Annotated in this window: 17 protein-coding genes and 2 pseudogenes; 15 read left to right on the forward strand and 4 right to left on the reverse strand. The window is 27.2% G+C overall.

Going from position 1 to position 25256, the window contains the following annotated elements; translation table 11 throughout:
• Nucleotides 1-10: 10 nt before the first annotated feature.
• The gene (locus tag BMUR_RS12025; protein WP_013114811.1) at nucleotides 11-922 is read left to right on the forward strand and encodes a dihydroorotate dehydrogenase; all 912 of its coding nucleotides are present in this window, start codon (nucleotides 11-13) and stop codon (nucleotides 920-922) included.
• A 61-nt stretch (nucleotides 923-983) separates the two neighbouring features.
• The gene (gene pyrF, locus BMUR_RS12030) at nucleotides 984-2339 is read left to right on the forward strand and encodes an orotidine-5'-phosphate decarboxylase (protein ID WP_013114812.1); all 1356 of its coding nucleotides are present in this window, start codon (nucleotides 984-986) and stop codon (nucleotides 2337-2339) included.
• A 69-nt stretch (nucleotides 2340-2408) separates the two neighbouring features.
• On the opposite strand, the gene BMUR_RS12035 is transcribed toward pyrF, so the two are convergent.
• Together BMUR_RS12035 and BMUR_RS12040 are read right to left on the reverse strand one after the other, a co-directional pair.
• A complete protein-coding gene (locus tag BMUR_RS12035) occupies nucleotides 2409-3014 on the reverse strand; it encodes a metal-sensing transcriptional repressor (protein WP_013114813.1) in 606 nt (201 codons plus the stop codon).
• Between the two features lie 157 nt (nucleotides 3015-3171).
• On the reverse strand, nucleotides 3172-4860 hold the full coding sequence (locus BMUR_RS12040; RefSeq protein ID WP_013114814.1) for an FAD-dependent oxidoreductase: 1689 nt from the start codon (nucleotides 4858-4860) through the stop codon (nucleotides 3172-3174).
• A 282-nt stretch (nucleotides 4861-5142) separates the two neighbouring features.
• Here BMUR_RS12040 and BMUR_RS12045 point away from each other — a divergent pair, with 282 nt between their 5' ends.
• The 7 genes and pseudogenes from BMUR_RS12045 (at nucleotide 5143) to BMUR_RS12075 (ending at nucleotide 12541) form a co-directional block, all read left to right on the forward strand.
• Complete coding sequence (locus tag BMUR_RS12045) at nucleotides 5143-5340, forward strand: hypothetical protein (protein ID WP_013114815.1); 198 nt, start codon at nucleotides 5143-5145, stop codon at nucleotides 5338-5340.
• A 199-nt stretch (nucleotides 5341-5539) separates the two neighbouring features.
• Nucleotides 5540-5728, forward strand: coding sequence for a putative motility protein (locus tag BMUR_RS12050; RefSeq protein ID WP_013114816.1), 189 nt, complete (start codon nucleotides 5540-5542; stop codon nucleotides 5726-5728).
• Nucleotides 5729-5924: 196 nt separating this feature from the next.
• Nucleotides 5925-6314 carry a helix-turn-helix domain-containing protein gene (locus BMUR_RS12055; RefSeq protein ID WP_013114817.1) on the forward strand — a complete coding sequence of 130 codons (390 nt, stop codon included), beginning with the start codon at nucleotides 5925-5927 and terminating at the stop codon, nucleotides 6312-6314.
• Nucleotides 6315-6565: 251 nt separating this feature from the next.
• A pseudogene (locus BMUR_RS12060) lies at nucleotides 6566-7651 on the forward strand (ankyrin repeat domain-containing protein).
• 127 nt (nucleotides 7652-7778) lie between these two features.
• A pseudogene (locus BMUR_RS12065) lies at nucleotides 7779-9469 on the forward strand (ankyrin repeat domain-containing protein).
• Nucleotides 9470-9573: 104 nt separating this feature from the next.
• Complete coding sequence (locus tag BMUR_RS12070) at nucleotides 9574-10479, forward strand: Rpn family recombination-promoting nuclease/putative transposase (RefSeq protein ID WP_041750134.1); 906 nt, start codon at nucleotides 9574-9576, stop codon at nucleotides 10477-10479.
• A 130-nt stretch (nucleotides 10480-10609) separates the two neighbouring features.
• On the forward strand, nucleotides 10610-12541 hold the full coding sequence (locus tag BMUR_RS12075) for a lysozyme inhibitor LprI family protein (RefSeq protein ID WP_013114822.1): 1932 nt from the start codon (nucleotides 10610-10612) through the stop codon (nucleotides 12539-12541).
• A 433-nt stretch (nucleotides 12542-12974) separates the two neighbouring features.
• Here BMUR_RS12075 and BMUR_RS12080 read toward each other — a convergent pair whose 3' ends face one another.
• Nucleotides 12975-13955 carry a glycosyltransferase family 9 protein gene (locus BMUR_RS12080; RefSeq protein WP_013114823.1) on the reverse strand — a complete coding sequence of 327 codons (981 nt, stop codon included), beginning with the start codon at nucleotides 13953-13955 and terminating at the stop codon, nucleotides 12975-12977.
• Complete coding sequence (locus tag BMUR_RS12085) at nucleotides 13952-15088, reverse strand: AI-2E family transporter (protein ID WP_013114824.1); 1137 nt, start codon at nucleotides 15086-15088, stop codon at nucleotides 13952-13954. Before BMUR_RS12085 ends, BMUR_RS12080 begins: the two co-directional genes overlap by 4 nt.
• Nucleotides 15089-15194: 106 nt before the next feature.
• On the opposite strand from BMUR_RS12085, the gene BMUR_RS12090 reads away from it, so the two are divergent.
• The 6 genes from BMUR_RS12090 (at nucleotide 15195) to BMUR_RS12115 (ending at nucleotide 25256) form a co-directional block, all read left to right on the forward strand.
• Nucleotides 15195-18569 (forward strand): UvrD-helicase domain-containing protein, encoded by a 3375-nt coding sequence (locus tag BMUR_RS12090; protein WP_013114825.1) that lies wholly within the window; start codon nucleotides 15195-15197, stop codon nucleotides 18567-18569.
• A gap of 234 nt (nucleotides 18570-18803) precedes the next feature.
• Nucleotides 18804-19520 carry a tetratricopeptide repeat protein gene (locus BMUR_RS12095; protein ID WP_013114826.1) on the forward strand — a complete coding sequence of 239 codons (717 nt, stop codon included), beginning with the start codon at nucleotides 18804-18806 and terminating at the stop codon, nucleotides 19518-19520.
• Nucleotides 19517-20797, forward strand: a complete 1281-nt coding sequence (gene dprA / locus BMUR_RS12100) for a DNA-processing protein DprA (protein WP_013114827.1) — start codon at nucleotides 19517-19519, stop codon at nucleotides 20795-20797. The genes BMUR_RS12095 and dprA overlap by 4 nt, the downstream gene beginning before the upstream one ends.
• A gap of 38 nt (nucleotides 20798-20835) precedes the next feature.
• Nucleotides 20836-22983: a type I DNA topoisomerase gene (gene topA, locus BMUR_RS12105; protein WP_013114828.1), complete on the forward strand. Its 2148-nt coding sequence runs from the start codon at nucleotides 20836-20838 to the stop codon at nucleotides 22981-22983.
• Complete coding sequence (locus BMUR_RS12110) at nucleotides 22929-23873, forward strand: N-acetylmuramoyl-L-alanine amidase family protein (protein ID WP_041750016.1); 945 nt, start codon at nucleotides 22929-22931, stop codon at nucleotides 23871-23873. Before topA ends, BMUR_RS12110 begins: the two co-directional genes overlap by 55 nt.
• A gap of 54 nt (nucleotides 23874-23927) precedes the next feature.
• Entirely contained in the window at nucleotides 23928-25256 is a 1329-nt protein-coding gene (locus BMUR_RS12115) for an AAA family ATPase (RefSeq protein WP_013114830.1), read from the forward strand.

Below are 25256 nucleotides of genomic sequence, written 5' to 3' on the forward strand. Positions count from 1 at the left end.
GGATATTATTATGAGCAGATTGAATATAAATTTTTTGGGTAAAGAATTAAAAAATAATGTTATAACATCTTCAGGCTGTTTTGGTTTTGGAGAAGAGTACAGTAATTATTTTGATATTAATGAGCTTGGTGCTGTTAACTTAAAAGGAATAACTTTAAATAAAAAAGAAGGCAATAAAGGTACACGCATAGCAGAAACTCCATCTGGAATGATAAACTGTATAGGGCTTGAAAATCCGGGTATAGAATATTTTAAAAACAATATAGTTAAAAATATCAAATATAATTCTCCTATAATATTAAATATAAATGGTGCTGATACTGATGAATATGTTAAAGTAGCTGAAATAGCAAATGAAATAGAAAGAGTTGATTTTGTAGAGCTTAATATATCATGTCCGAATGTGAAAAATGGAGGCATGGCTTTTGGTGCAAGCTGTGAGAGTGCTGAATCCATTACAAAAGCTGTAAAAAAAGTGCTTAATAAAAAGCCTTTAATAGTAAAACTCTCTCCGAATGTAACTGACATAGCAAGCATAGCAAAAAGTGTTGAATATGCAGGTGCGGACAGTGTATCTTTAGTTAATACATTTTTGGCCATGAAGATAGATACAAAAACTAAAAAACCTTTGCTTGGTAATATATTCGGAGGTTTATCAGGTTCATGTATACGCCCTATAGCTGTAAGAATGGTTTATCAGGTATACAAAGCTGTAAAAGTACCTATTGTTGGTATGGGAGGGATTAGCAGTTATAATGATGCTTTGGAGTTTATAATTGCTGGGGCTTCTTTGGTTTCTATAGGGGCTGGTATATTTTCAAATCCTACTCTTCCTATAGAGGTTATTAATGGAATAGATAATTACCTTAAAGAAAATAGTATAAATAATGTAAAAGACCTGATAGGGGCAGCTCACTCATAAAATATAATAATATTTTGATATATACAAATTGAAGATATATAAATTATAAAGGATAAATCTTATGATAAAATTGACTGATAATCCAAAAGAGAGATTAATTATAGCATTAGACTTTAATTCTATGGGAGAGGCAGCTAAACTTATAGATGAGCTTGGAGATGAGGCGGTATTCTATAAAGTGGGACTTGAACTTTTCTTATATACTAAAGGAGAAATAATAGAGTATTTGGCGAGCAAAAATAAAAAGGTATTTCTTGATTTAAAATTCCATGATATACCTAATACTACAGCTATGGCTTCTCTTTTTGCTGCAAAACAAAATATATTTATGTTTAATGTTCATACAAGCGGCGGAAAAAAGATGATGGAAAGAACTGTTGAGGAGATAAAAAAATTAAACAAAGATAATCTTATAATAGGCGTTACAATACTGACAAGTCTTTCTGAAAATGATGTAAAAAATATGTTCAGCTCCAATTTACCATTAACAGATTTAGCAGTTAATTGGGCAAAATTGGGAAAAGAGGCAGGACTTGACGGGGTAGTATGTTCTCCTAAAGAGGCTAGTATAATAAAAAAAGAATGCGGAGAAAACTTCAGAACAGTATGTCCGGGTGTTAGACCTAAATGGGCTAGTACTGATGATCAGGAAAGAATAATGACTCCAAAAGAGGCTATAGAAAACGGATGCGATTATTTGGTTGTAGGAAGACCTATTACAAGAAGTGAGGACAGAGTAAAAGCATGTAAAATGGTTGTAGAAGAAATTGCAGAAGGTATAGAACATAATAAAAAATTAAAGGCAAGATTAATAGCCAGTGCTTTACTCGAAACAAAAGCTGTTAAACTTAATGTTAAAGAACCATTTACTTTTGTATCTGGGATAAAAAGTCCTATATACTGCGACAATAGATATGTTATAGGTTTTCCAAAGCATAGACAGGTTATAGTTGATGCTTTTGTGAGTTTATTAAAAGATAAAGATTTTGATGTTATAGCTGGTACTGCTACTGCTGGAATACCTTGGGCTTCTTTTATCGCTTATGAGCTTAATAAACCATTATGCTATATAAGAGCAGAGAAAAAAGAACATGGAAGAGGCAAGCAGATAGAGGGTGCTGAATGTGATGGAAAAAAATTGATACTAATAGAAGATTTGATATCTACAGGCGGAAGTTCTATAAAAGCATTTGAAGCTACTAAAAATGAAGGTGCTATCGGTCTTGAGATTATATCAATATTTTCTTATGAGTTTGAAAAGGCGTACAAAAATTTTGAAGAGGCAGGTATAAAATTCTCTTCACTTTCTAACTTTACATCTCTTATGGAAATAGCTAAAGATGAAAATTATATAACAGAAGATGAATTGAATAAAGCATTAGAATGGAATAAAAATCCCGATGAATGGGGAAAATAGATTTTTAATAATGAAATGGCTTTTAGTAGATAATATTAAAAGCCATTATAAAATACAACAATAATAATATTATTTTATAAGTTTTCTCATATATCTGAAGAAATCTTCTTTTTCTTTCGGAGAAATCATACAGGTGTTTAAAAATACTTCCATAATTTCCTGATTAACACTTCCCATAGCAGCTTTGACAGCTAGCGACTGATTAAGTATATCTCCGCAGTATTCTCCTTTAGCAAGCATCTTTTTCATTCCATTAATTTGTCCTTCTATTCTATTTAATCTTATTATAAGTCTTTTTCTTCTTTCAACAGCTTCTTCTCTGTCAAATTTAGATACTTTATTACTATCTCCGAAATGTTTATTCCAAGCCTTCAGTCCGCCTTCCAAAACATAAATATTATTAAATCCTTCTTCTTTCATGTATTCAGCCGCTTTAATACTTAACTTCCCTATGGAACAATAAAGCAGATATGGGGTATTTTTATCTAGTTTAGATATTTCTCTTTTAAATGCTCTAGGCTTAAGGAAATCCATAGAAACTGAATCTTCAATCATACCCTCATAGTTATGCTCCATTTCTGTTCTGACATCAAGTATAACTACATTTGCAGTATTTTTAATGATTTCACCAGCCTCCGAAGGCGATACTATATTTAACCCATTTTCTATTACCATAATTTAAATCCTTATAAAAATCCTCTTATTATTATATTTCTATTATATTTTATATTATATAAAAAAAATAGATTTTTACAAAATATTTTTTGAAATAAAAATGCAAAATGTTATTTATTATGAATAAAAATAGCTATCTTTATCACATATTTTACAATTATTTAAAATAACCTGTTAAAATAGGTTTTCTTCCGGTAACTTTGTCATTATAATATTCATATTGAGATAAACCTACAAATCCGCCGGAAACATTAATAACATTATTAAATCCTATATTTTGAAGTATTTTGCATGCAGTATAGCTGGTTAATCCAGTTTTGCAAGTAATGTATACTGGTCTGTCTTTAGGAACTTCATTGTATCTGCTTCTTAAAGCTCCAAGAGGTATATTAACTGCTTTTTCTAAGTGTCCTACAGCAAAATCTTCTGGAGGTCTTACATCTAGGAAATAAGCATCTTTTTCCACTAATTCTCTTACTTGGCTGAAATGAACTTGTTTGAAATCTCCGTTTCTTAAATTTGAAGCTACATATCCTGCAAAGTTTACAGCATCTTTAGCAGTACCAAATGAAGGAGCATAGCATAATTCTAAATCTTTTAAATCATCTATAGTACCGCCGAATTTTATTAAAGCGGCTATAACATCTATTCTCTTATCAACATTTCCTTTACCTATAGCCTGAGCACCTAAAACTTTTCCAGTAGGAACTTCATATATGAGTTTGAAATGAAGAAGTCTTGCAGAAGGCATTATTGATACGCCGTCAAATGGTATAATTTCAACTGTATCATAATCTATATTTAAGTTCATAGCTTTTATCAAGCCCTCAGAAAGTCCAGTAGAAGCTCCGTTATATCCAAATACTTTTATAACTGATGAGCCTATAAATCCTCTATTATCAACAGTTCTTCCATTAATATGGTCAGCAACTGCCCTTGCCTGTTTTTGAGCAGGTCCTGCTAAAGCCAATTTGAAATAATCATTAAATAAAGGACTGTAAACTTCTATGGCATCGCCTACAGCATAAATATCTTTGTCATTGGTACGGTAATTAGCATCAACTTTAATTGCTTTTGTTTTTCCTAATTCTATTCCAGCTTTAACTGCTATATCAGTTTCTGGAGCAACTCCTATGGCAAGAATAACAGCATCAGCCTCTATTTTTTTACCAGAACCTAAAATAACTGTATTAGTATCAAAACTGTCTACTTTATCATTAACAATCAAATCAACACCATTATCAATTAATTCTCTATGAAGAATTTGAACCATATCATAGTCAAAAGGCTTCATTATCTGCGGCAATGCTTCTACTATTGTTACATCATATCCTGCTTTTTTTAAGTTTTCAGCCATCTCTATACCGATAAAACCTCCGCCTATAACAGTAACTTTAGCATTAGGTTTTCCATTAAGAAAATTATGTATTTTGCTTATATCAACAACATTTCTTACAGTAAATACATTAACTTTATCCATTCCTTTAAAAGGAGGTACTATTGGTTTTGCTCCCATAGAAAGTATAAGTTTGTCATAGCTTTCTTTATATTCTCTTCCTTCAGCTACAACAGTAACTTCTTTTTTTTCTCTGTCTATTGCTACGACTTCACTGTTTATTCTAGCATCTACATTGAACTGCTTTAAAAATTTCTCAGGATTCATTAAAAGCAAAGTTTCTTCATTTGGTATTAATCCTCCTATATGATAAGGAAGTGAGCAGTTTGAAAAAGATACATGAGGACCTTTTTCAAACATTATAATTTTATCCTCTTCATTTAATCTTCTAAGTCTTGCAGCAGCAGAAGCACCTCCTGCTACACCGCCTACTATTAATATTTTTTTCATTTTAAAACTCCATTATTGTTTATATACCTAGTATATGTATAATATAAAAAGAAGTCAATATTTTTATACAAAAAAACACAAAAAATAAATTAACTTCTTCTTATATCATTTAATAATATTATTAATAGAAATAAGCAGCTTTAATAAAATACTTTAAATCACAAAATAATTTTTTAATATTTTTTACATTTTTTTATTGTAAAAATTGTATTAATTTTAATAAATAATCCATATATTCCGATACTTAATTGTGTATAAATAATAAGTCTCTGGAGGTTATAAATGGGAGTTTATTCTATTTATTCATCTGACATGTTTCCATTGACTAGACATATGACTTCTGCAGGATTAAATGTTTACAACTCTTCAGCCTACGGTTCTGCTCAATCTGCTGAAAAAGTTGCAAGTATGGTAATTCCTCAAGGAGCATCTGCGGCTATTAATAACAACATTGGAAAGAGTTTAGATGTGTATGCTTAATTATTGTTCCTGACCAATTGTGTTATAAAAGATACAGTTGGTCATACAATATACATATGTAAGTGCTTATTATCATAATATATTCCGTTGTTTTTTTATTTTCTATATTTTTTATAAAATTTCCTTGATTAAATTTTTTATTGGTTTACAATTATTATATATAAGTTTTATACACTATATTAAAAAAATGGAGGACATCATGGATATTTCAGCTTATAATTCTTATTCAACAGCTATGCTTAAACAAGATATATCTCTAAGCATGATAAGAAAAACTTCTGATATGCAGGCTCAGGCAGTTGACAAAATAATGAGCAGTGTTCAGCCTCAAGCTGTTTCTGCTCCTGTAAGACCTGGTATTGGTCAGAATTTGAATGTTTATGCATAAAAAAATGATTTTGTTTAGGGGCTGCTTTTATAAAAAGGCAGTCCCTTTTTGTATTTAAATAAATATATTATATCCAACTATAAGAAGATAAAAATTACTTTTTTCCTAAATAGTCATTTTATAAATTGTTTTTTTAATTAAAATTATTATATATCATAATTAAAATTAGTAATTACTATGAAAATGGGAGTTTTTTATGATAGATACCGAAGCTGTATTAAAAAATTTAGGTCAAAATATAAGAGAATTGAGAAAAAATAAAAAGATGACTATAGATGAGCTTGAAGAAAAATCTTCGCTTTCTGGAAAGTATTTGCAGGGTGTAGAGGTAGGAAATAGAAATATATCTATAAAAAATTTAAATAAAATATGTAAGGCATTAGAAACATCTCCAGATACATTGCTTAATATGAGAACCTATAATTTAAAAAACTCAGAAGAAAAAATATTCGCTATTTCTGAAAAGCTAAAAAAATTTGAAGAAAATAAGTTGGATTTTATAGGAAGTATGCTTGATCATTTAAATAGTATAATGGCAGAGCAGGCTAAAAATGGACAAGTAAATAATAGCAGAGAAAATAAGTAATAAATATTTGTTTTATTAGTTTTTTAATAGTATTAAATTATCATCATTATAATTCATTCATTTTAATTTTAAAAAATATTAATGAAATGTATATTTTTTTATTAAATTGTTATAAAAAATGAAAACATTTATTATTATGGTTTCTAATAAGAATATATATATTAATAGATAATCTCTTTTTATAATATTCTCTAGTTGCAATTTTAACCCTTTTAATTTATTATACATAACCATAATACATACGGGGCTATATGGAAAAGTTTATTATGTTTTTATTTAATATGTGCTTAAACACTCAAATTGTTAATAAAAGCAAAGTTTCTGATCAATTAAGAGATTATGTATATGAAGGCAATATTAAAGAAGTTGAAAATATTCTTAAAAAATATGATGTTGATATAAATAATTATTATGATAAACATTTTATATTATTATCAGACGCTGTTATAAATAATAATATAGAAATGGTCTAACTTCTTTTGAAATATAAAGCGGATGTTAATACTGTAGTATATGATGGCGATACTGCATTGATACTTGCTGTTGATAATAATAATATGGAAATGGTTAAACTTCTTTTAAGTTATGGTGCTGATATTAATTATCAAGGCTTTAGAGGAATAACTGCATTATTTTTTGATTTAGAATATGATAGAAAAGAAAATATTGAAATGGTAAAACTCTTAATAAAAAATAAAGCTGATGTTAATATAGCTTATAATGGAGATAGATGAAATGAAGAAATACCTTTAATGTATGCTGCTATGAAAGGTTATAAAGAAACGGTAAAAATATTAATTGAAAATAAAGCTCTTGTAAATAAAAGAAATAGAAATAATGTTAATGCTTTGATTTATGCTTATATGTTTGGACATGATGATATAGCAGATATTTTACTTCAAAATGGTTCTGATTCTTTGGATAAAAGTTTGAATGTAGCTAATCTTAATGAAGAAACTTTGCTTAGTGATAATGCTCCTTTAATAAATGCTTCAAGAAATTCTACTAATGAAATATTTTTACAGAAGCTAATTGATAACGGTGCAGATGTAAATTATAAAAATTACAATGGAGATACTGCTTTGATATATGCTGCCCTTAAGGGTAAAATTAATTTTGTAAAATTACTTATAAAAAATAATGCAGATATTAATGTTCAAAATAGGGGCAGCATGACAGCATTAATGTGGGCTTGTCATAGAGGTGATTTAGAAATGACAAAAATGCTTTTAGATGCTGGTGCTGATAAAAGTATAAAAAAAGGTAATAGAGATGCATTGTATCATGCCAGAGAATACGGAGAAAATGAAGAGATAATAAAACTTCTTACAAAATAGTTATAGGTTTATAAAAAGTGCATGCATTATATGTATGCACTTTTTTATTATAGCAATATTCCATAATTGAAATTTTGATAATTCTAATTTATAATGCGAAAACAACAATACACACATGGAGTACAATATGAAAAATTTAATTTCTATAATTGCAGCATTTATTTTAATTACTGCTATAATTTCATGTGGAAGCAGTAACAGCGGTAATACTGAACAAACAGAAAATACTCAAACTAATCAAACTCAAACAAATGAACAAGTATATATCAATCCAACAACTACAAATGAAAATCATAATACAGATATTGATATTAATAAAACTAAACATACTAATGAATATATTCAAGGTACAGAGTTAGAGCCTATACCTACAGGATATAGTAAAATAGATGAAATACTTAATCAATATAAATATAAAGCACCAATATATGAAATATCAAAATTATTGGCAGAGGAAGGACTAGAAGGAAAAATCACTGAAATTACAAATTTTGGTGATAAATATATATATATAAAGTAGATAAAGATTCTACTCCTTTGTTTTTGGCAGTACAATTCGGATACAATGATTTGGCAAAAGAGCTTATAAAAGAAGGGGCTGATGTTAATGCCAGAGCAAGCGATATGGAAACAGAAGATGGTATTGATATGCTTTATTATGCTGTTAGAAATAATAATGTTGAAATGAGTAAAATTTTAATTGATAAAGGACTTGATGCAGGAAGAGATTATGGTTATGAATATTCTTATTATTTAACAGATGCAGCAATAAACAATAATAATCTTGATATGCTTAAAATACTTGTACAAAGCGGAGATATTGATTTAAAATCAAGCTTAATTCCTGATGCCATAGAAGAAAATAATATAGAAATGGTTAAATATTTAATATCTATAGGACAAGATGTAAATGCTCAAATATTTGCAGATGGAGATTGGATTAACTCTCCTATGAAAGTAGCAGCTCAAAATGGCAATATAGAAATAGCTAAGCTTTTAATTGATAAAGGAGTAAATTTAAACTCAAGCGATGATTATATAGGTTCAGCTATTGATTATGGTAATTATGATATAGCTAAATTATTAATAGATAATGATGTTTTTAATCTTAATACTAATACAACTAGAGAAGAAGCTATAGAATTAGCAAAGAAGCAAAAATATTATGAAATGGAAAAATTATTATCAAGCGAAGATTCTAACAATATAGACGGATATGATGAATTAATGAATGCTGTATCTAAAGGCGATATGAAAGCATTAGAAAAACTTATAAAAGATGATACTGATTTGAATAAACAATATGATAATATTACACCTCTTGGCTTAGCTGCTGCTAGAAATGATAAAGAAATGGTAAAATTTTTAGTAGAGAAAGGTGCTGATATAAATTTAGAAGATGGATACGGATATACTCCTTTAATGAAAGCAATAGATTATTATAATATTGGTTTAGCTAAAAATATTATTGATTTGAAGCCTGATTTAAATGCTATATGTTCAGCAACAGGCGATACTCCTTTAACATATTTGGTAAATGCCAACAAGTACGGCGGCGGAGCAGATCTTTGTTATTATATGATAAAAAATGGTGCTGATATAAATAAAAAGAACAAGGAAGGAAATACTCCATTAATGATTGCTGCGGCAAGTTATAGTTATGGTATTGTGGGAGTTCTTGCCAATATGGGGGCTGATTATAATATTAAAAACAAAGAAGGACAAACAGCCATTGATATTGCTTCAGCTAGAAATGATAAATCAGCACTTCATCATTTAACTAATCCAAGAGATTTAGAAAGTTATCTTAGTTACTAATAAATACTAAAAAAGTGTATGCATTATATATGTATGCACTTTTTATTATATATAATAATTTTAATAAACTTTACTTTTATAATTATTTTTTGTATAATAATATTATGAAAGATTTTAATAAGTTAAAGCAAATATTAAATGAACCTATTACAATAAATAATTTAAATAGAATTAATGATTATTTTGTACGCTATTTATTTTCGCATGATGGCAATGAAAATATAGCTTTAAATTTCATTAATGCCGTATTTAAAGATTTAAACTTTGAAACTTTTAATAAAATAGAAATACTTAATCCTTTTAATATATCAGAAAACTATGATGAAAAAGAATCAATAGTCGATATAAAAGCTACTACAGAAACAGGTATCACTGTTTTAATAGAGATACAATCAAGAGGAAATGAAGATTTTATAAAAAGAGCTTTATACTATTGGGCTTATAATTATAGTTCTAGTTTAAATAGAGGTTCTTTTTATGATGGATTAAAACCTACTGTAAGTATTAATATTACAAACTTTATACTTACAGATGAAGATAAAGTGCATAGCTGTTATGTTTTAAAAGAATTAAACAATAATAAAATTCTAACAGATCATTGTCAATTGCATTTCCTTGAACTTCCTAAATTCAATTTAAAAGATATTTCTGCAATAGAAAGTTTAGATAATATACATAAAGAATTCATTTCTTGGATAAAATTTTTTAAGGGGGAAGACATGTCTATTTTAATGAAAGAAAATACTATATTTGAAGAGGTAGAAAAAAAATGCCTCACTTTTGTTAATGATAGTCCAGTAATAGATAAATATAAAAAACGAGAAGTAGATACATATTTCTTTAATAAGAGTATGGAGTTAGATATAAAGAAGGCTAAAGAAGAAGGTATTAAAGAAGGTATTAAAGAAAATCAAATATTAACAGCTAAAAATATGAAAAAAGAAAATATAGATATTAATATTATAAGTAAAATAACAGGATTAAGTATACAAGAAATAGAAAATCTATAATAAATATAAAAGTTACAATAAAAAAGTGTATGCATTATATGTATGCACTTTTTTTGTTAAAAATATTTTTTGATTGCAATTTCAATCATTTTAATTTATGATACATAAAAATACTTATGGACGGTTTAGCATGAAAAAACTTATTTCTATAATTGCAGCATTTATTTTTATGATTGCTATAATTTCCTGCGGCGGCGGTAATAAAGAAGCAAATCAAACAGAACAATCACAAAACACTAACTCTCAAACTTCATCGGATAATCAAAAAGCAGAAGCTAAAAAAGAATTCTTTGATATGAAATATGTTTATAAAGGTGTTAGAGTAGATAAAGCTAAATTTGATGAAGAGCTTAAAAATACAAGAGAAAATAATGAATATGCAAAAAGAAATTTTGATTTTCTTAATAGGAAATTTGCAAATGATGATGAAAGAAAAAAATATTCTATAGAGTTTATATCAAATGTTAATTATGATCCATTTAGTGAAACATTCTCAACTTGGGATAGATATAATGAAGATCTTACAGATTATTATGCTGATGAATATTTATATGTAGAACAGAATTTAGCATTAAAAAAAGCAAGAGAAGAATTATTAAAATTAAATAAAAAAGATGCTGAGGTTTATTTAGCCTTATTCTTATCGCATTTTGCTTGCGATTCGCTTTATTATTTTGAAGAAGAAAAAAAGTATTTAACAGAATGGAAAAAAGTAGGCGGAAGTAATATTGCTATGATGATATCAAAGTATGATGATGATGACGCTTACAGTGGTAAAATGAAATTAGTTGATTATATAATAGAAGCCCCTGATTCTTTAAGGGCAGAAAAATTAGTTGCTGATGCTTATAACAATGGTTTAGTTAGATATATTACAAAAAATACTGGATATATAGATTTATTTAATGAAAATAATTATTCTTTAAGTTCAATTGAATTGGAAGGTACAGCTCATGTAGCTTCAGTAAATATAGTACCAGAAATAGTCAATACAAATATAATAAATAAATATTTAAAAACTTATGTTACAAACAGACTTAGCGATGATAAATTATATTTTGATGATGCGGAGTATTTTAGAAATTATTACGGAATTGATTTTATGGAGTATTATGATGGATGGAATGGACTTAGTTTTCTTGAGTTTAAGAAAAATACATTTTTGATTGAATCAAGAGCAAATATGCATTATTATAATCCTGAGTTTATGAACGAGCATATATATGCTTCATTTGAAGAGATAAAAACTTACAATTTCAGACTTGGAGATATAGACAAAGTAGAATCCGCTGAAATTAATTCAATTTCTACAAATGATTTGAAAGATTATACTAAAGGCTCTAAATTTATAAGTTTCGGTAAATTTAATGAAGAAAAATATTTGGAGTATATAGATGAAACAATGGGTTGGCGTATATATTTTCCGTCTTTCTTTTTATGCGACATCAATAATGATGGTAAAGAAGAATTAATGCTTTCAGGAGATTATGATTATGGCGGAGGAAGAGGCGGTACAGTGAATTTTACTTTGCTTTTGAAAGAGAATTTGGAAGTAGATTTTGATTCAGAAATAGGACAGCTTATTAATAATAAAGATTTTCAAGATTTAAACTGTATTCAAAAAATATATACCGAAGATGGTAAGAATAAAATATTTTTATTAGATACAAATTATAATAAAGCATTTGATATATTCATTGATAATAATGAAATAAAGAATGCAGATTATTTTGATTATATTACTTATACTTATCAGCCTAAATTGGAATGGAAAGGAAGTATACTTTACGGAGTACCTGAAGGGGCTTTAAAAACTGATGCCAGCTTTGACATGTCTAAAGCAGAAAATGCATCCGACAAAGCCATAGTGTCCGACAGAACTTTGAGAATGGCTGATAAATTAATAAGCGATGCATATTTTGCTAAAAAATCAACTTTGGATAAACAAGGTCAGGAAGAGTTATTGGAGCAAAGAAGGGCAGAAATAAAAACTATTCAGGAAGCGAAAGGTGACATTAAAGCGATAGAAACTGAGATGCTTAAGATTTTAAATTTACAATAAAACATATTGATTTATTTATTATTTCTATTAGAATAGTAAATATCACTTCGTCATAAGTTTTCCTCCTATAATATTTTAATATTTTGTAGGAGGATTTTTTATATATACCTAAATAATTATAATTTGTCAAAAATTAATTTTTTTAATTTAAAATATTTTTAAGGTCATACGCTTATTTTGGGACCAAAGGAAGTAATGTTAAGTATGGTATTGACGCAAAAGACCTGCTCTGAGTGCCTAAGGCAGCGAAATGCATAATTTTATACTGAATTGAATAATTTATACTACATATAAAATATAATTAGTGCGATTTGATAATAATTTCAATACTTGCACTTTTGCTAAACATATACGATTTTATCAAGGATATAAGTGTCTTTGACGAAGTTGCTGGGAAAAAGAACAAAATAAAAATTGACAAACTTAAAAATTTTCAGTATATATTAATAAGAGTATGTAGAATTTCTTCAGGTTCTAATTTCTTCAAACAGTCTATAGTTTTGCAGCCTCTTTTTATATATTCACAGTGAAAACTTTTTATGGTGCTGCAGTATTTTTCTCTTGCCTCTACATTAAAAGCCTTACTTCCTCTCGCTCCATAAATGGCTGGAAGAGTATCTCCGAATATACCTATGGAATATATATTACATGCATTAGCTATATGAAGCGGGGCACTATCGCCTCCTATCAGAGCATAAGAATGTTTTATTACAGATATGAGTTCTCTTATATTTAATTTTCCTGTAAAGTCATCTTTAATTATATTTCCTAATTTGCTTTTCATATTATCAGCAAAACCTATATCATCTTTAGAGCCTATTAATATTATAGGAACTTTTTTTTCTTTGTAGAACATCTCTATAAGTTTAGAAAAATTTTCATAACCGTATCTTTTGCTTATCCTAGTCGCTCCTCCATGTACGAGTAAAGCATTTTGATAATTTTTCATTTTATTAATACCAAAATTATTTTCTTCTTCATTTAAGAATATTTCTGTATTAATTCCGTCATCATCTATATTAAGAGGTTTAAGTATAGAGAGTATAGTATCAACAATATGTCTTTTATGTTTTTTCCAGGAAGTCTTTTTAGTGAGAAGAAATCCCCGGCATTCGCTGTTTACTCCTGCTCTTACAGGTATTTTAGCTTTATATAGTAATGAAGCTCCGTAAAATGCTGTTGTAGCAGTTAAACCTATATCATATTTTTGTTTTTTTATATATTCTAATACATTATCATCTCTCACTATTACATTATTTATATATGGATTTTCTTTTAATATATCAATTCCTTTTACTCCGTTTACAACATCAATAATGCTGTCTTTATAATGCTTTTTTACAGCTCTTATAAGCGGAGTAATAAATATAGTATCTCCTATATAATTCATTCCTATAATTAATATTTTTATCATTTTTTATTAACTCTTAAAGTATTTTTCCTTCTTATTATGATTTTTTCTTTTTTTGCTTCCAGTATTCTTTCTTCATTGAATATTTTCATAATTTCAAAGAACAGTATAAAAGTCAAAGGTCCTAGTATAATTCCAGACAGCCCAAAGAATAAAACGCCTCCAAGTATAGCAAAGAAAATAAATAAAGGGTGAAGTTCTATTCTGTTTCCAAGAAGCAGCGGACGTACAAAGTTATCAGGTATTGTGATAAAAAACCAAGAACAAATAACAAATATTATGGCTTTTATTAATTGTCCGTTAATAATAAAAAGAACTCCTAAAGGAAGCCATATTATAGTAGTTCCTATTATAGGCATAAAAGAAGCTATTATAGTAAGAAATGCAAATGTAAAGGAATTAGCAACTCCAAATACACTGTATACTATAAAAGCACAAACTCCCTGAAACAATCCTGTAAATAAATTACCAAATACAATACCTTTTATTCCTTCAGACACTTGTTTTATCAGTCTATCAAAATATTTTCTTTCTATAGGAACTAATGTTCTTACCTGTTCCATTAAATATTCTCCGTCTATAAAGAAAAAGAACAAAGAAAACATCATAAATATAAATGAGCTTACAAAACCGCCTGTACTTTTTAATAAACTAGCAACATTTTGTGTTAAATATGAACTTATAAATGTTAAATTAGAAAGTGATGAGTCTTGTATTCTTTTTAATATAGTTTCCATAGAAACATCTATAGGAAGACTTTTTAAGAAATTATTTATATTGGAGTTTCTTAAAACTTCATTAACATCAAGATTCATAAAATATTTTATTCCTATATTTGATATATCTATAAGCTGAACTATTATAGTATATGCCAATATACTTGTAGGAACTAAAAATATAATTAAAGATGTAAGTGAAAACAATAAAGCAAGAGTATTTTTTTTTATAGCAGATAATTTATCTTTTTTCTTATAGCTTTTTCCCATAGCTTTTATAAATAATGGATTTAATACTACATAAAAAACCACTGCAAAAAATATAATCATGCCGAATGGTTTTAATAGTTTATACATTATAAATATAGATAAAAATATAAAAGCTATAAAAAATATATATCCGATATTGTTTTTATTCATATTGTCTCCGAAATCTAATTAATTAGAATGTTTATCATAATATATATATCATATTTTTCAAGCATTTTAAATTTGAATTATTATGTATTCATGTTATTATATATTCATGGAATTTGCATTAAATAAACAGCAAGAGGATATAATAAACTGTTTTTTTGACAATGGAATATGTTTTGTTAATGCCTCAGCAGGTACTGGTAAAACAAGCACTATAACAGAATTATATATAAAATTGCTAGAAAATAGAGAAAAAGTATCTTCTATAGTTGTTATTACATTCACTAAAGCAGCAGCCAATGAAATGCTTCTTAGAATAAGGCTTAAAGTAAGAAATAAAATATCATTTGTAAATACAGCAAAAGAAAAAGACTACTGGCAGAAAGTCTATAAAGATATACTTACAAATGCTAAAATATCCACTATAGATTCATTTGCTAATTCTATAGCTATGGAAAATGCATTGTCTCTTGCTATGCCTCCTAATGCTTCGATTTTAGAAGATAATTCTGATATAAAAGAAACATTAAAAGATGAAATACTTAATGTACTTAATGAGGTTAGCTATAGCGAAACAATACGCACAATATACAGAATATATACAGAAGAGTCTAAAGATGATTTTGCTGATAAAATATTGAGTTTTCTTTTAAAAATAAAACCTAGACTTAAAACTATAGATGAATTTGAAAAAAGAGCATTGTCTGTTTTGAATATAGAAGGAGATTATAAAAAACTTCATAATGAAATATCTTTTTTAAGCAGTTCTTTAATCAATGATGACGGAAGCGAAAATAATACTATAAAACAATTTAAAGTATTAATATCAAATACAATAGATGCTATAAATAAATTATCAAATTTTGAAGATATAAAAAATATTAAAGAAAATGATCTTGAACATTTAATAAATTCTTTTAGCGGGGTAATTAATCAAAAAAATTCATGCGGAAGTAAGAATGCAGCATTTAGAGATGGTGTTAAGTCTTTAAAAGAAATATACCCCAAACTTTTTCATTATATAGATATAGAAAGAAATAAGGAAAAGTATATAACTGTAATAAGATTTATAAAAGATACATATATACATTTTGAGGAAGTAAAAAAAGATATCGGAGTATATTCATATGAAGATATAATGTATAAAGCTATAGAGGCACTAGAAGATAATGATATATCAAAGCGAATAAGAGATAATATTTCTACTTTGATACTAGATGAAGCACAGGATACAAGCTATCTTCAGTTTTCTTTTATAAATTTGATAGTATTTGGAAAGAAAGATATCACTCCTAATGATAAAAATCAAAAAAAATTAATGATAGTAGGAGATAAAAAGCAGTCTATATATAGGTTTAGAAATGCTAATTTTAGAGCGTTCATTGAAGCTAAAAATAATTTTAATAACTATGTAAAATATTTAAAAAATAATTATAGAAGCAATTCTATGTTAATAGAGTTTTTTAATGATTTTTTTGAGAACATAGTATTTAAAAATGATGATATAGATTATATAGAAGAGGATAATCTTCAGTATAGTAAAGAATCTAAAGATAAATCAGTATCTCTTCTTATATTAAACAGAAATATAGAAAATGAAAATATAGATTTAAATATAGAAAAAAGAACAGAATTAGAATCCTATTCAATAGCAAAATACATAAAAAAATATTATAACAATAACTATAAAAATGTAGTAATACTTCTTCAAACATTTAAAAGATTAAATGTATACTTAAAGGCATTATCTGATTTTCAAATACCTTATTATATTGACGGCGGAAATGGTTTTTATGAAAGAGAAGAGATTGTTTTAATAAAAACATTTTTAGAATATTTAATACTTAGAGATCATGCAAAATTGCCTTCACTGCTTAGAAGCGAATTATTTGATATAGATATAAACAATTTATCAGACTTTTTATTCAGCTTATTTATAAACGGGCTTGATATTAATGACTATTTTCCAAAAAATATAAATAATGAAGATAATTATAAAAAAATATCAGAAATAGCCTCTTCAAAAAGTTATTATGCTCAATTAAAGGAGGCAAAAGAGCTTTTAAACTCAATAGAGAGCAAAGTATCTATGATGAACGCATCTGATATAATAGAGACTATATGTATTGATACAAACTTTTATAATTATTTAATGACTATGGAAGATGCTGAGCTTTCATATGCCAATATAGAAAAATTAAAAAAGATAGCCGATGAGTTTGAGAATCAGACCGGTAATAATGTTTATGATTTTGTATTAAATTTGCAGAATGCCGGAGGAAATGAAGCCTATTCTTCAATACCTAAATTATCAGTAGATGCTGTAAAGATTATGACTATACATAAATCTAAGGGTTTGGAATTTGAAAATGTATTTTTAGCTGGAATGGGTCATTATATGTCTCCTAAATATAAAGATTTTGATTTTATAGAGGATTATCCTTTTATAAGACTTCCAGTATATGAAAAAAATAAATATTATACATTAGATTTTTCATTCTTTGATAAAAGCTATAATGCTGAAAGTGAAGAGGCTGAAAAAAAAAGACTTCTTTATGTAGCTTTGACACGTGCTTCTAACAATTTAATACTTTCAGGGGAGCATTCAAGAGGAAATAGCTACATGTCTTATATCAATAATTATATTTCTTATGATGCTAAAAAACATCACACTGATATAAAAAGTGAAGAAAATGATGATTTTGTAATAGAAAATAGTTTGACTAATAAATTTATTAATTCATATTTATACGGAATTGCCTTTGAGCCTAAAGATATAGTTAATAATACAGAAGCGGATATAGAAGATATGGTAAAAAAAATGGAAAGTATCAAAGAAAATAAAAATGAACTAAAAGCTAAAACTATATCAAATATTATGCCTTCTTTGAGAAATAAGTATGATAATCATTATAGTGATTTTGATATATCAAGTCTTCTTGACAGGAAAATATTAGAGCTTGAAAATTATATAAATAATGATGAAGAAGATTATGATGATGAAAATGTATTATTTATATCATTTAAAGATTTGGGTATTATAATACATAAAATGCTTGAACATTTTGATTATAATAAATATCTTAAAGAAAAAGATTTATATTTAGAAAAAGTTAAAACATTTGTGTTAAAAAGCAATATTCAGTACAATCAAAAGCAGTTATCTGATAGTTTAGATACAGCATTTAAAAAGTTATTTGAAAATGAACATATAAATAATATATTAAAAGGCGATGAAGAGATAGTATCAAGAGAGCATACATTTCAGGACTATGACGGAGAATATAGAACTACTGGAAAGATTGATATTATAACAAAGAATAAAAATGGAGAGTATTTTATTTTGGATTATAAAGTATCTAAGTTTAGCGAAGAGAGTATAAATTTTTATAAGCCTCAATTAGAAAGCTATAAATATATGTTTCAAAAGTCTTTTAATATAGATGAAAGCAAAATAAATACTGGTATTATATTCTTAAAATAGATATTTATTATATGTAAAAATAAATAATTTATAATTTTTATACAGAAATATTTGCAGTATATTTAAATTTAATAAAAGTCTGAATGATGCTTAATATTAGCTAATAATACGGAAATATAGTGTTTTTATATATTATCTTTGCATATTTTTATCAATTATATTCTATTGTATTAATAATTTTCTTTACTTTTTTCTATTATAATGTATATATTATAATTATAAGGAAAAGAATTAATGAAAAAAAGTGTAAAATATTTTTTATTATTAATAATTTGTTTTGTATTAATGATATCATGTAATACTCAGGTTTTTCAAAACAGGTTTAAATTAAATAAAGCATATTCTCTGTATGAAAAAGGAAAAAATGCAGATGATGATAAAGCCCTGCTTGATATAACTTCTACATATAATGATATTATTAATCAAAAAATATACGCTCAGGATAGGCTTGCTGCAGTATACCGAACATTAGCAGAGAGAAGTTTGGTAAAACAGCAGTACGGCTATTCGGCAAAATATTTTTCTGAAGCATTAAAAATACTTCCTAACAGTCCTTATTTAAGATACGGTCTTGGTATATCTTATGCTAATTTGGCAGAGAGTGCAGATACTGAAGAGAAGAAAACAAATTTTTTACAGAGAGCTGAAAATAATATTAATTTTGCCATTAGTAAAGATCCTAATAATGCTAACTATTATGCAGCTTTAGCATCTTTGAAAGGCTTGCAGCAAAATGATTATGAAGCAGCATTTGAAAGTATAAAAAAAGCAGTGGAGATGAATCCCAATAATGTAGACTATTTATTTATATTGGCTAGAATACAGTACAGCAGGGGGAATTATAATGAGGCGATAGCTGCATATAGGAAAATATCAAATATTGCAGCGGAAAATAATATAAAACAAACTGCATTAAATAACATTAATCAAATAATAGGACAGCAAAATTGAGTACAGATAATAATGATATCAAAACATATTTGATTGCCTTAAATCAAATTGATAAAGTAGGAGATAAAAGAATATCTGAGCTTATTAACCATTATGAATCTGTAGAAAATATTTTTGAAGATAAAGAAGAAAATATAAAAGATTTGCTTAAAAAGAAATTCAAATCTCAAATAGGAAATTTTTATAAAAATGAAATATTAGATAAAGCAAATGAAATAGTAAATAAATCAAGAGATTACGGGATAGGGATATTAAGTTTATTTGATGAAGAATATCCTTTTAACTTAAAACAAATAGATAATCCTCCTTATATACTTTATTACAAAGGAGATTTAAAAAAGTTAAGAAGAAATGCTATTGCAATAGTAGGAACAAGGGAGCCTGCTAATGAAAGCCGCAAATATTCCTTTGAGCTTGCAAGTAAATTATCTTCTTTAAATATTACTGTAGTATCCGGAATGGCTAAGGGGGTAGACAGAGAGGCACATCTTGGAGCGATATCATCTCTTGTTAATACTGCTGCTGTTTTGGGAAACGGAATAGACACTGTTTATCCTTCTGAAAACTTAAAAATATATAATAAATTAATAGAAAAAGGCATAATAGTAAGCGAGTTTGAAATAGGAAGAAAACCAGATAGAATGAATTTCCCTAGAAGAAACAGAATTATATCAGGGCTTTCATATGCTGTTGTTATGGTTGAAGCAGCAAGCAAGTCTGGTGCTTTGATTACAGTTGATTATGCTCTTAATCAGGGAAGAGATGTTTATATAGCTCCTTATGATGAGAAAAATAATGCTTATTTCGGAAATCATAAATTATATAAAGATGGTGCTAAAATAGCATATGGAGTACAGGATATATTAGAAGATTTTGATTCTATATTTTCAAACGATGATGATTATTTGAAAATGAAATTAAAATATTTTGAAGGCGGAGATATAAGTAATAAATCCAAAGAAAAAAATAAAAAAGAAGAAAATAGAGAGAAAAAAGAAAATAAAAAATATAAAGAACAAACTGCAGAAATTAATAAAAAACATGACAAAAAAAATGATAATAAAATTAAAGAAAAAAATAATGAACTTATCAGTAATTTGAATAATGAAGAAACTTCGCTTTACAATATAATAAAAAAATCGGATAAAATACATATAGATGATATAGTAGAAGAGAGTAATATAAAAGTGCATACAGCAGCATCAGTTTTAATGCAGCTTGAAATTAAGGGTATTATAAAACAGTTATCTGGAAAATATTATACTATAGAAAAATAAAAATTATAACTTTTTAGGATATTAAAGGAGATTTAACTATGTCTGATACAACAACAGAAGCAAAAGTAAAAAAAACAGCAGGCAGAAAATCTAAAAAAGAGTCTAAGAAGAAGAAACTTGTTATTGTAGAGTCTCCTGCAAAAGCTAAAACTATTAACAGATATTTAGGATCTGATTATCTTGTAATGTCATCAATGGGGCATTTAATAGACTTGCCTAGAAGCAGACTTGCTATAGATGTTGATCATGGATTTGAACCTGAATATATTACAATAAGAGGAAGAGCTAAAATATTAAATGATTTAAAAAAAGAAGCTAAAAAGGCAGAAGAAGTTTTACTAGCAGCTGACGATGATAGAGAGGGAGAAAGCATTGCTTGGCATATAGGAAATAAAATCAGAGGAGTAAACTCTGCTGTACCTATAAAAAGAATAGTTTTTCATGAGATAACTAAAGATGCATTAAAAGAAGCAATAGATCAGCCTAGAGATATAGATATTTCAAAAGTAAATGCTCAAAAGGCAAGAAGGGTATTAGACAGGCTTATCGGTTATAATCTTAGTCCTTTGCTTTGGGAAAAGATAAAAAGAGGACTTTCAGCCGGACGTGTACAAAATGTTGCTCTACTTATAATATGCAATAGAGAAGATGAAATTGAAACTTTTGTTCCAGTAGAATATTGGACATTCGGAGTATTTTTAAAGCATAAAAATAAAGAGTTTTTAGCAGATCTCCAGAAATATAAAGGGGAAAAACCAGATTTAAAAACAAAACAAGATGTTGAAGATATAATGGAACATCTTAAAGATAAAACATATACAGTTTCAAGCATAGAGGTAAAAGACAGACTAAGAAATCCAACAGCCCCATATACTACAAGTAAACTTCAGCAGGCAGCGAGCAGTGCATTAGGATACAGTGCTTCAAAAACTATGCAGGTGGCTCAGTCGCTTTATGAAGGGGTAGATATAGCAGGAGAGGCAACAGGGTTAATAACTTATATGCGTACTGATAGTGTTAGAATATCTCCAGTGGCACAGGAACAGGCAAGAGAGTTTATAGGAAAAGAGTATGGAAGTAATTATTTGCCTGCAGAACCTCCTGCATACTCAGTAAAAAAGAATGCCCAAGACGCACACGAAGCTATAAGACCTACTAATGTATTTTTAACTCCAGACAGCATTAAAGAATATTTAAAAACAGATCAATATAAACTGTATAAACTTATATGGGAGAGATTTGTATCTTCTCAAATGCTTCCAGCCAAAATGAAAAATACAAGAGCTATTATAACAGCAGGCGACTGCGAGTTTTCATTATCTTCATCAAAAATAGAGTTTGACGGATTTATGAAAGTTCTTACAATAGATAAAGAAGATAAAGAAAAGGCTTCAAAAATGCCTAATTTGTCAAAAGATGATGTTTGCGAATTTGTTGAAAATAATCCGCAGCAGCATTTTACAACTCCTCCTCCTAGATATACTGATGCTTCTCTCGTTAAAATATTAGAAGAATCAGGTATAGGAAGACCTTCTACTTATGCTCCTACAATAAAAACTATCATATCAAGGCACTATGTACAGAGAAAAGGTAAGCAGTTAGTACCTACAGAATTAGGTAAATTAGTTAATGAACTTATAAGCGAAAACTTCCCAGAACTCGTTAATATTAACTTTACAGCTGATATGGAAAGTAAACTTGATAAAATAGAAGACGATAATATAGAATGGAATAATATATTAAAAGAATTCTATCCTCATTTTTTGGATACATTGAAAACAGCTACTGAAAATATCAACAATATGAAAGACTTTTTCAATGAAGAAACAGATTTTATATGCGAGAAATGCGGTAAGAAGATGATTAAGCGTTTGGGAAGATACGGGTATTTTATAGCATGTTCCGGATTTCCTGAATGCAAAAACACTAAAGGTATATCATTCGGTATTTGTCCTAAATGCGGAGGTGATATAACTTTGAAACGTTCAAAAAGAGGAAGAGAATTTTACGGCTGTTCCAATTATCCTAAATGCGATTTTGTAAGCTGGGATAAACCTCTTCAAGAGCCTTGTCCTAAATGCGGAGGACTTATGGTTGAGAAGAATATTAAAAACAAAGGATTGTTTAAAGTTTGTATCAAGGAAGATTGCGGTTATTCAGAGGAGATAAAAGAAGACGAAGAATAACATTAATTTTTATTTTGGTATTAATTCTATTTAATACATGCTTTTTATACAGTCAGAATAATGACAAAATAAAGTTAAACAATTTAAATATAAAGCCTGAAGATTTAAAAAATGCTTTTAATCCTGCTGTAAATAAATTTAATGAAAAAACTATATCTACTATTATAATAGACCCCGGACATGGCGGAAAAGACCCCGGAGCCATTGGAGTAAATAAATTGTTTGAAAAAGATGTAGTTTTGTCTTTTTCGCTTGAATTAAAAAAAGAGTTAGAAGAATTACTTCCAGATGTAAGAATAGTTTTAACGCGTACTAATGACATATATCCTACACTTGAAGAGCGTTTTAAGATAGCAAATGAGGCTGCTAAAATAAATACTGATAAATCCAAAAATGCATTATTTGTGAGTGTGCATGCTAATGCATCTTTTAGTACTAGTGCCAGAGGTTTTGAGGCTTATTTTGTAAGTGCTCAGGAATCAAGCGAATATGCTAGGGCAGTGTCTATGTTTGAAAATAATGCCTTAGTAAAGTTTGATAATATAGATACTTCAAGATACGAAAATGATTCCTCACAGATAACACATAATTATATGCTTATAGAGCAGTATCAAAAAGAAAGCCGATTATTAGCAGAATCAATTACAGAAGAAGTGCTTAAAGTATCTGGGGTAGCAAGGAGAACTAAACCAGTACAGAATGCTTTATTTTATGTATTAAAAGGTGCTATTATGCCTTCTACTTTAATAGAGTTAGGTTTTATTACCAACCCGGAAGACGCCAAACTTATGAATACAAAAGAGACAAGGCTAAAAATGGTAAAAGCTGCTGCCAATGGTATAAAAAAATATATAGAACTCTTTGAAAAAACTAAAGGTTTTACAAAATAATTTTTTGAATATATAATAATATCATAAATCATTTAATAATAACTTGGAATAAATATGGAACTTCAATTAAGAAATATAGGAATGATAAAAGAAGCTGATATAGTATTAGATGGGCTTACTTTGATAGCAGGAGAAAATGATACGGGAAAAAGCACAGTAGGAAAGGCTTTATATGCTGTAGTTGCTGGGTTGAATAATGCTGAAAAAAACTATAAAGAATATGTTGAAGAAATAAAAATATATCCAATAACAAGAAATATAATAAGAAAATTAGAAAATGAGTTTATAAAAAAAATGAATGATAAAAACTCTTTGGTTAGAAAAAATAAATTAGATATTAATGATTTTCAAGAAAAAATAAATGAAATAAGAAGATTTTTTAATTTTAATACAGATAATTTAGATAAATATTATTATGTATTTGAGGAATTTAAAAATTTACTTCAAACATATGATTTATACAACTGTATAGAAGAAGATATTCAAGAATATTTTAATATATTAATAAATAAACCAAATATTAATGAAATAAAACATTATAGTGTTAAACAGCATATATTAAATGAATTAAAAAATAATATACAATCTTTTAATGCTGAAAAATCAAATATATCTATATTGGAAGATAATAATAAAATTATAAATATAGATATTATCAATAATCAATTTAATGATGATGAATTGATAGGAAATGTATATGCATCTGACATAACATATATAGAAACTCCATTTATATTTAATATGATAGAAAATAATATTTTTTATTATAAATTAAGAAACTATAAGGTTGATAATCATTTAGTAGATTTAGGAACAAAAATAATTGAAAATAGAAGAAAATATATAACAGACAATAATTATTTTCTTTTTGAAGAATTAAATAAAACAAAAAAATTATCAGATAGTATACAAAAAAATATAAATGGCTCTGTAGAATATGACAGAAGCAAAGATTTAATTTTATTTAAAAGAAATAATAACTATATAGAACTTTCAAATACTGCAGTTGGTATAAAATCTTTCGCTATAATAGATTTGCTGCTTAAATCTGGTATTTTTAATGATAAACATATTTTGATACTTGATGAGCCTGAAGTACATTTGCATCCTAAATGGCAGATTGAATATGCTAAACTTATGGTTAAAATGGCTGAAGAATTGGATATACAAATTTTAATAAATTCTCATAGTCCTTATTTTATAGAGGCTATACAAAAGTATTCTGAAAAGTCAGAAAAAATTGCTGATAAAACTAACTTTTATTTAAGTGAAAAACAAGATGATGGTTATGCTTTGATAAAAAATGTTAATGGTAATTTGAAATTAATATATGATACCTTATATGAAGCATATGATATTTTAGACAAGGATATGCTTAATTGA

It is taken from the genome of Brachyspira murdochii DSM 12563, from assembly GCF_000092845.1.
Taxonomy (GTDB): domain Bacteria; phylum Spirochaetota; class Brachyspiria; order Brachyspirales; family Brachyspiraceae; genus Brachyspira; species Brachyspira murdochii.

Bases quoted from the DNA above. Each gene is read 5' to 3' on its own strand.
- BMUR_RS12040 (WP_013114814.1), bottom strand. From the start codon at position 4,860: ATGAAAAAAATATTAATAGTAGGCGGTGTAGCAGGAGGTGCTTCTGCT.
- BMUR_RS12050 (WP_013114816.1), top strand. From the start codon at position 5,540: ATGGATATTTCAGCTTATAATTCTTATTCAACAGCTATGCTTAAACAA.
- BMUR_RS12055 (WP_013114817.1), top strand. From the start codon at position 5,925: ATGATAGATACCGAAGCTGTATTAAAAAATTTAGGTCAAAATATAAGA.
- BMUR_RS12070 (WP_041750134.1), top strand. From the start codon at position 9,574: ATGAAAGATTTTAATAAGTTAAAGCAAATATTAAATGAACCTATTACA.
- BMUR_RS12035 (WP_013114813.1), bottom strand. From the start codon at position 3,014: ATGGTAATAGAAAATGGGTTAAATATAGTATCGCCTTCGGAGGCTGGT.
- BMUR_RS12115 (WP_013114830.1), top strand. From the start codon at position 23,928: ATGGAACTTCAATTAAGAAATATAGGAATGATAAAAGAAGCTGATATA.
- BMUR_RS12090 (WP_013114825.1), top strand. From the start codon at position 15,195: ATGGAATTTGCATTAAATAAACAGCAAGAGGATATAATAAACTGTTTT.
- BMUR_RS12080 (WP_013114823.1), bottom strand. From the start codon at position 13,955: ATGATAAAAATATTAATTATAGGAATGAATTATATAGGAGATACTATA.
- BMUR_RS12045 (WP_013114815.1), top strand. From the start codon at position 5,143: ATGGGAGTTTATTCTATTTATTCATCTGACATGTTTCCATTGACTAGA.
- BMUR_RS12095 (WP_013114826.1), top strand. From the start codon at position 18,804: ATGAAAAAAAGTGTAAAATATTTTTTATTATTAATAATTTGTTTTGTA.
- topA (WP_013114828.1), top strand. From the start codon at position 20,836: ATGTCTGATACAACAACAGAAGCAAAAGTAAAAAAAACAGCAGGCAGA.
- BMUR_RS12075 (WP_013114822.1), top strand. From the start codon at position 10,610: ATGAAAAAACTTATTTCTATAATTGCAGCATTTATTTTTATGATTGCT.
- BMUR_RS12025 (WP_013114811.1), top strand. From the start codon at position 11: ATGAGCAGATTGAATATAAATTTTTTGGGTAAAGAATTAAAAAATAAT.
- BMUR_RS12085 (WP_013114824.1), bottom strand. From the start codon at position 15,088: ATGAATAAAAACAATATCGGATATATATTTTTTATAGCTTTTATATTT.
- pyrF (WP_013114812.1), top strand. From the start codon at position 984: ATGATAAAATTGACTGATAATCCAAAAGAGAGATTAATTATAGCATTA.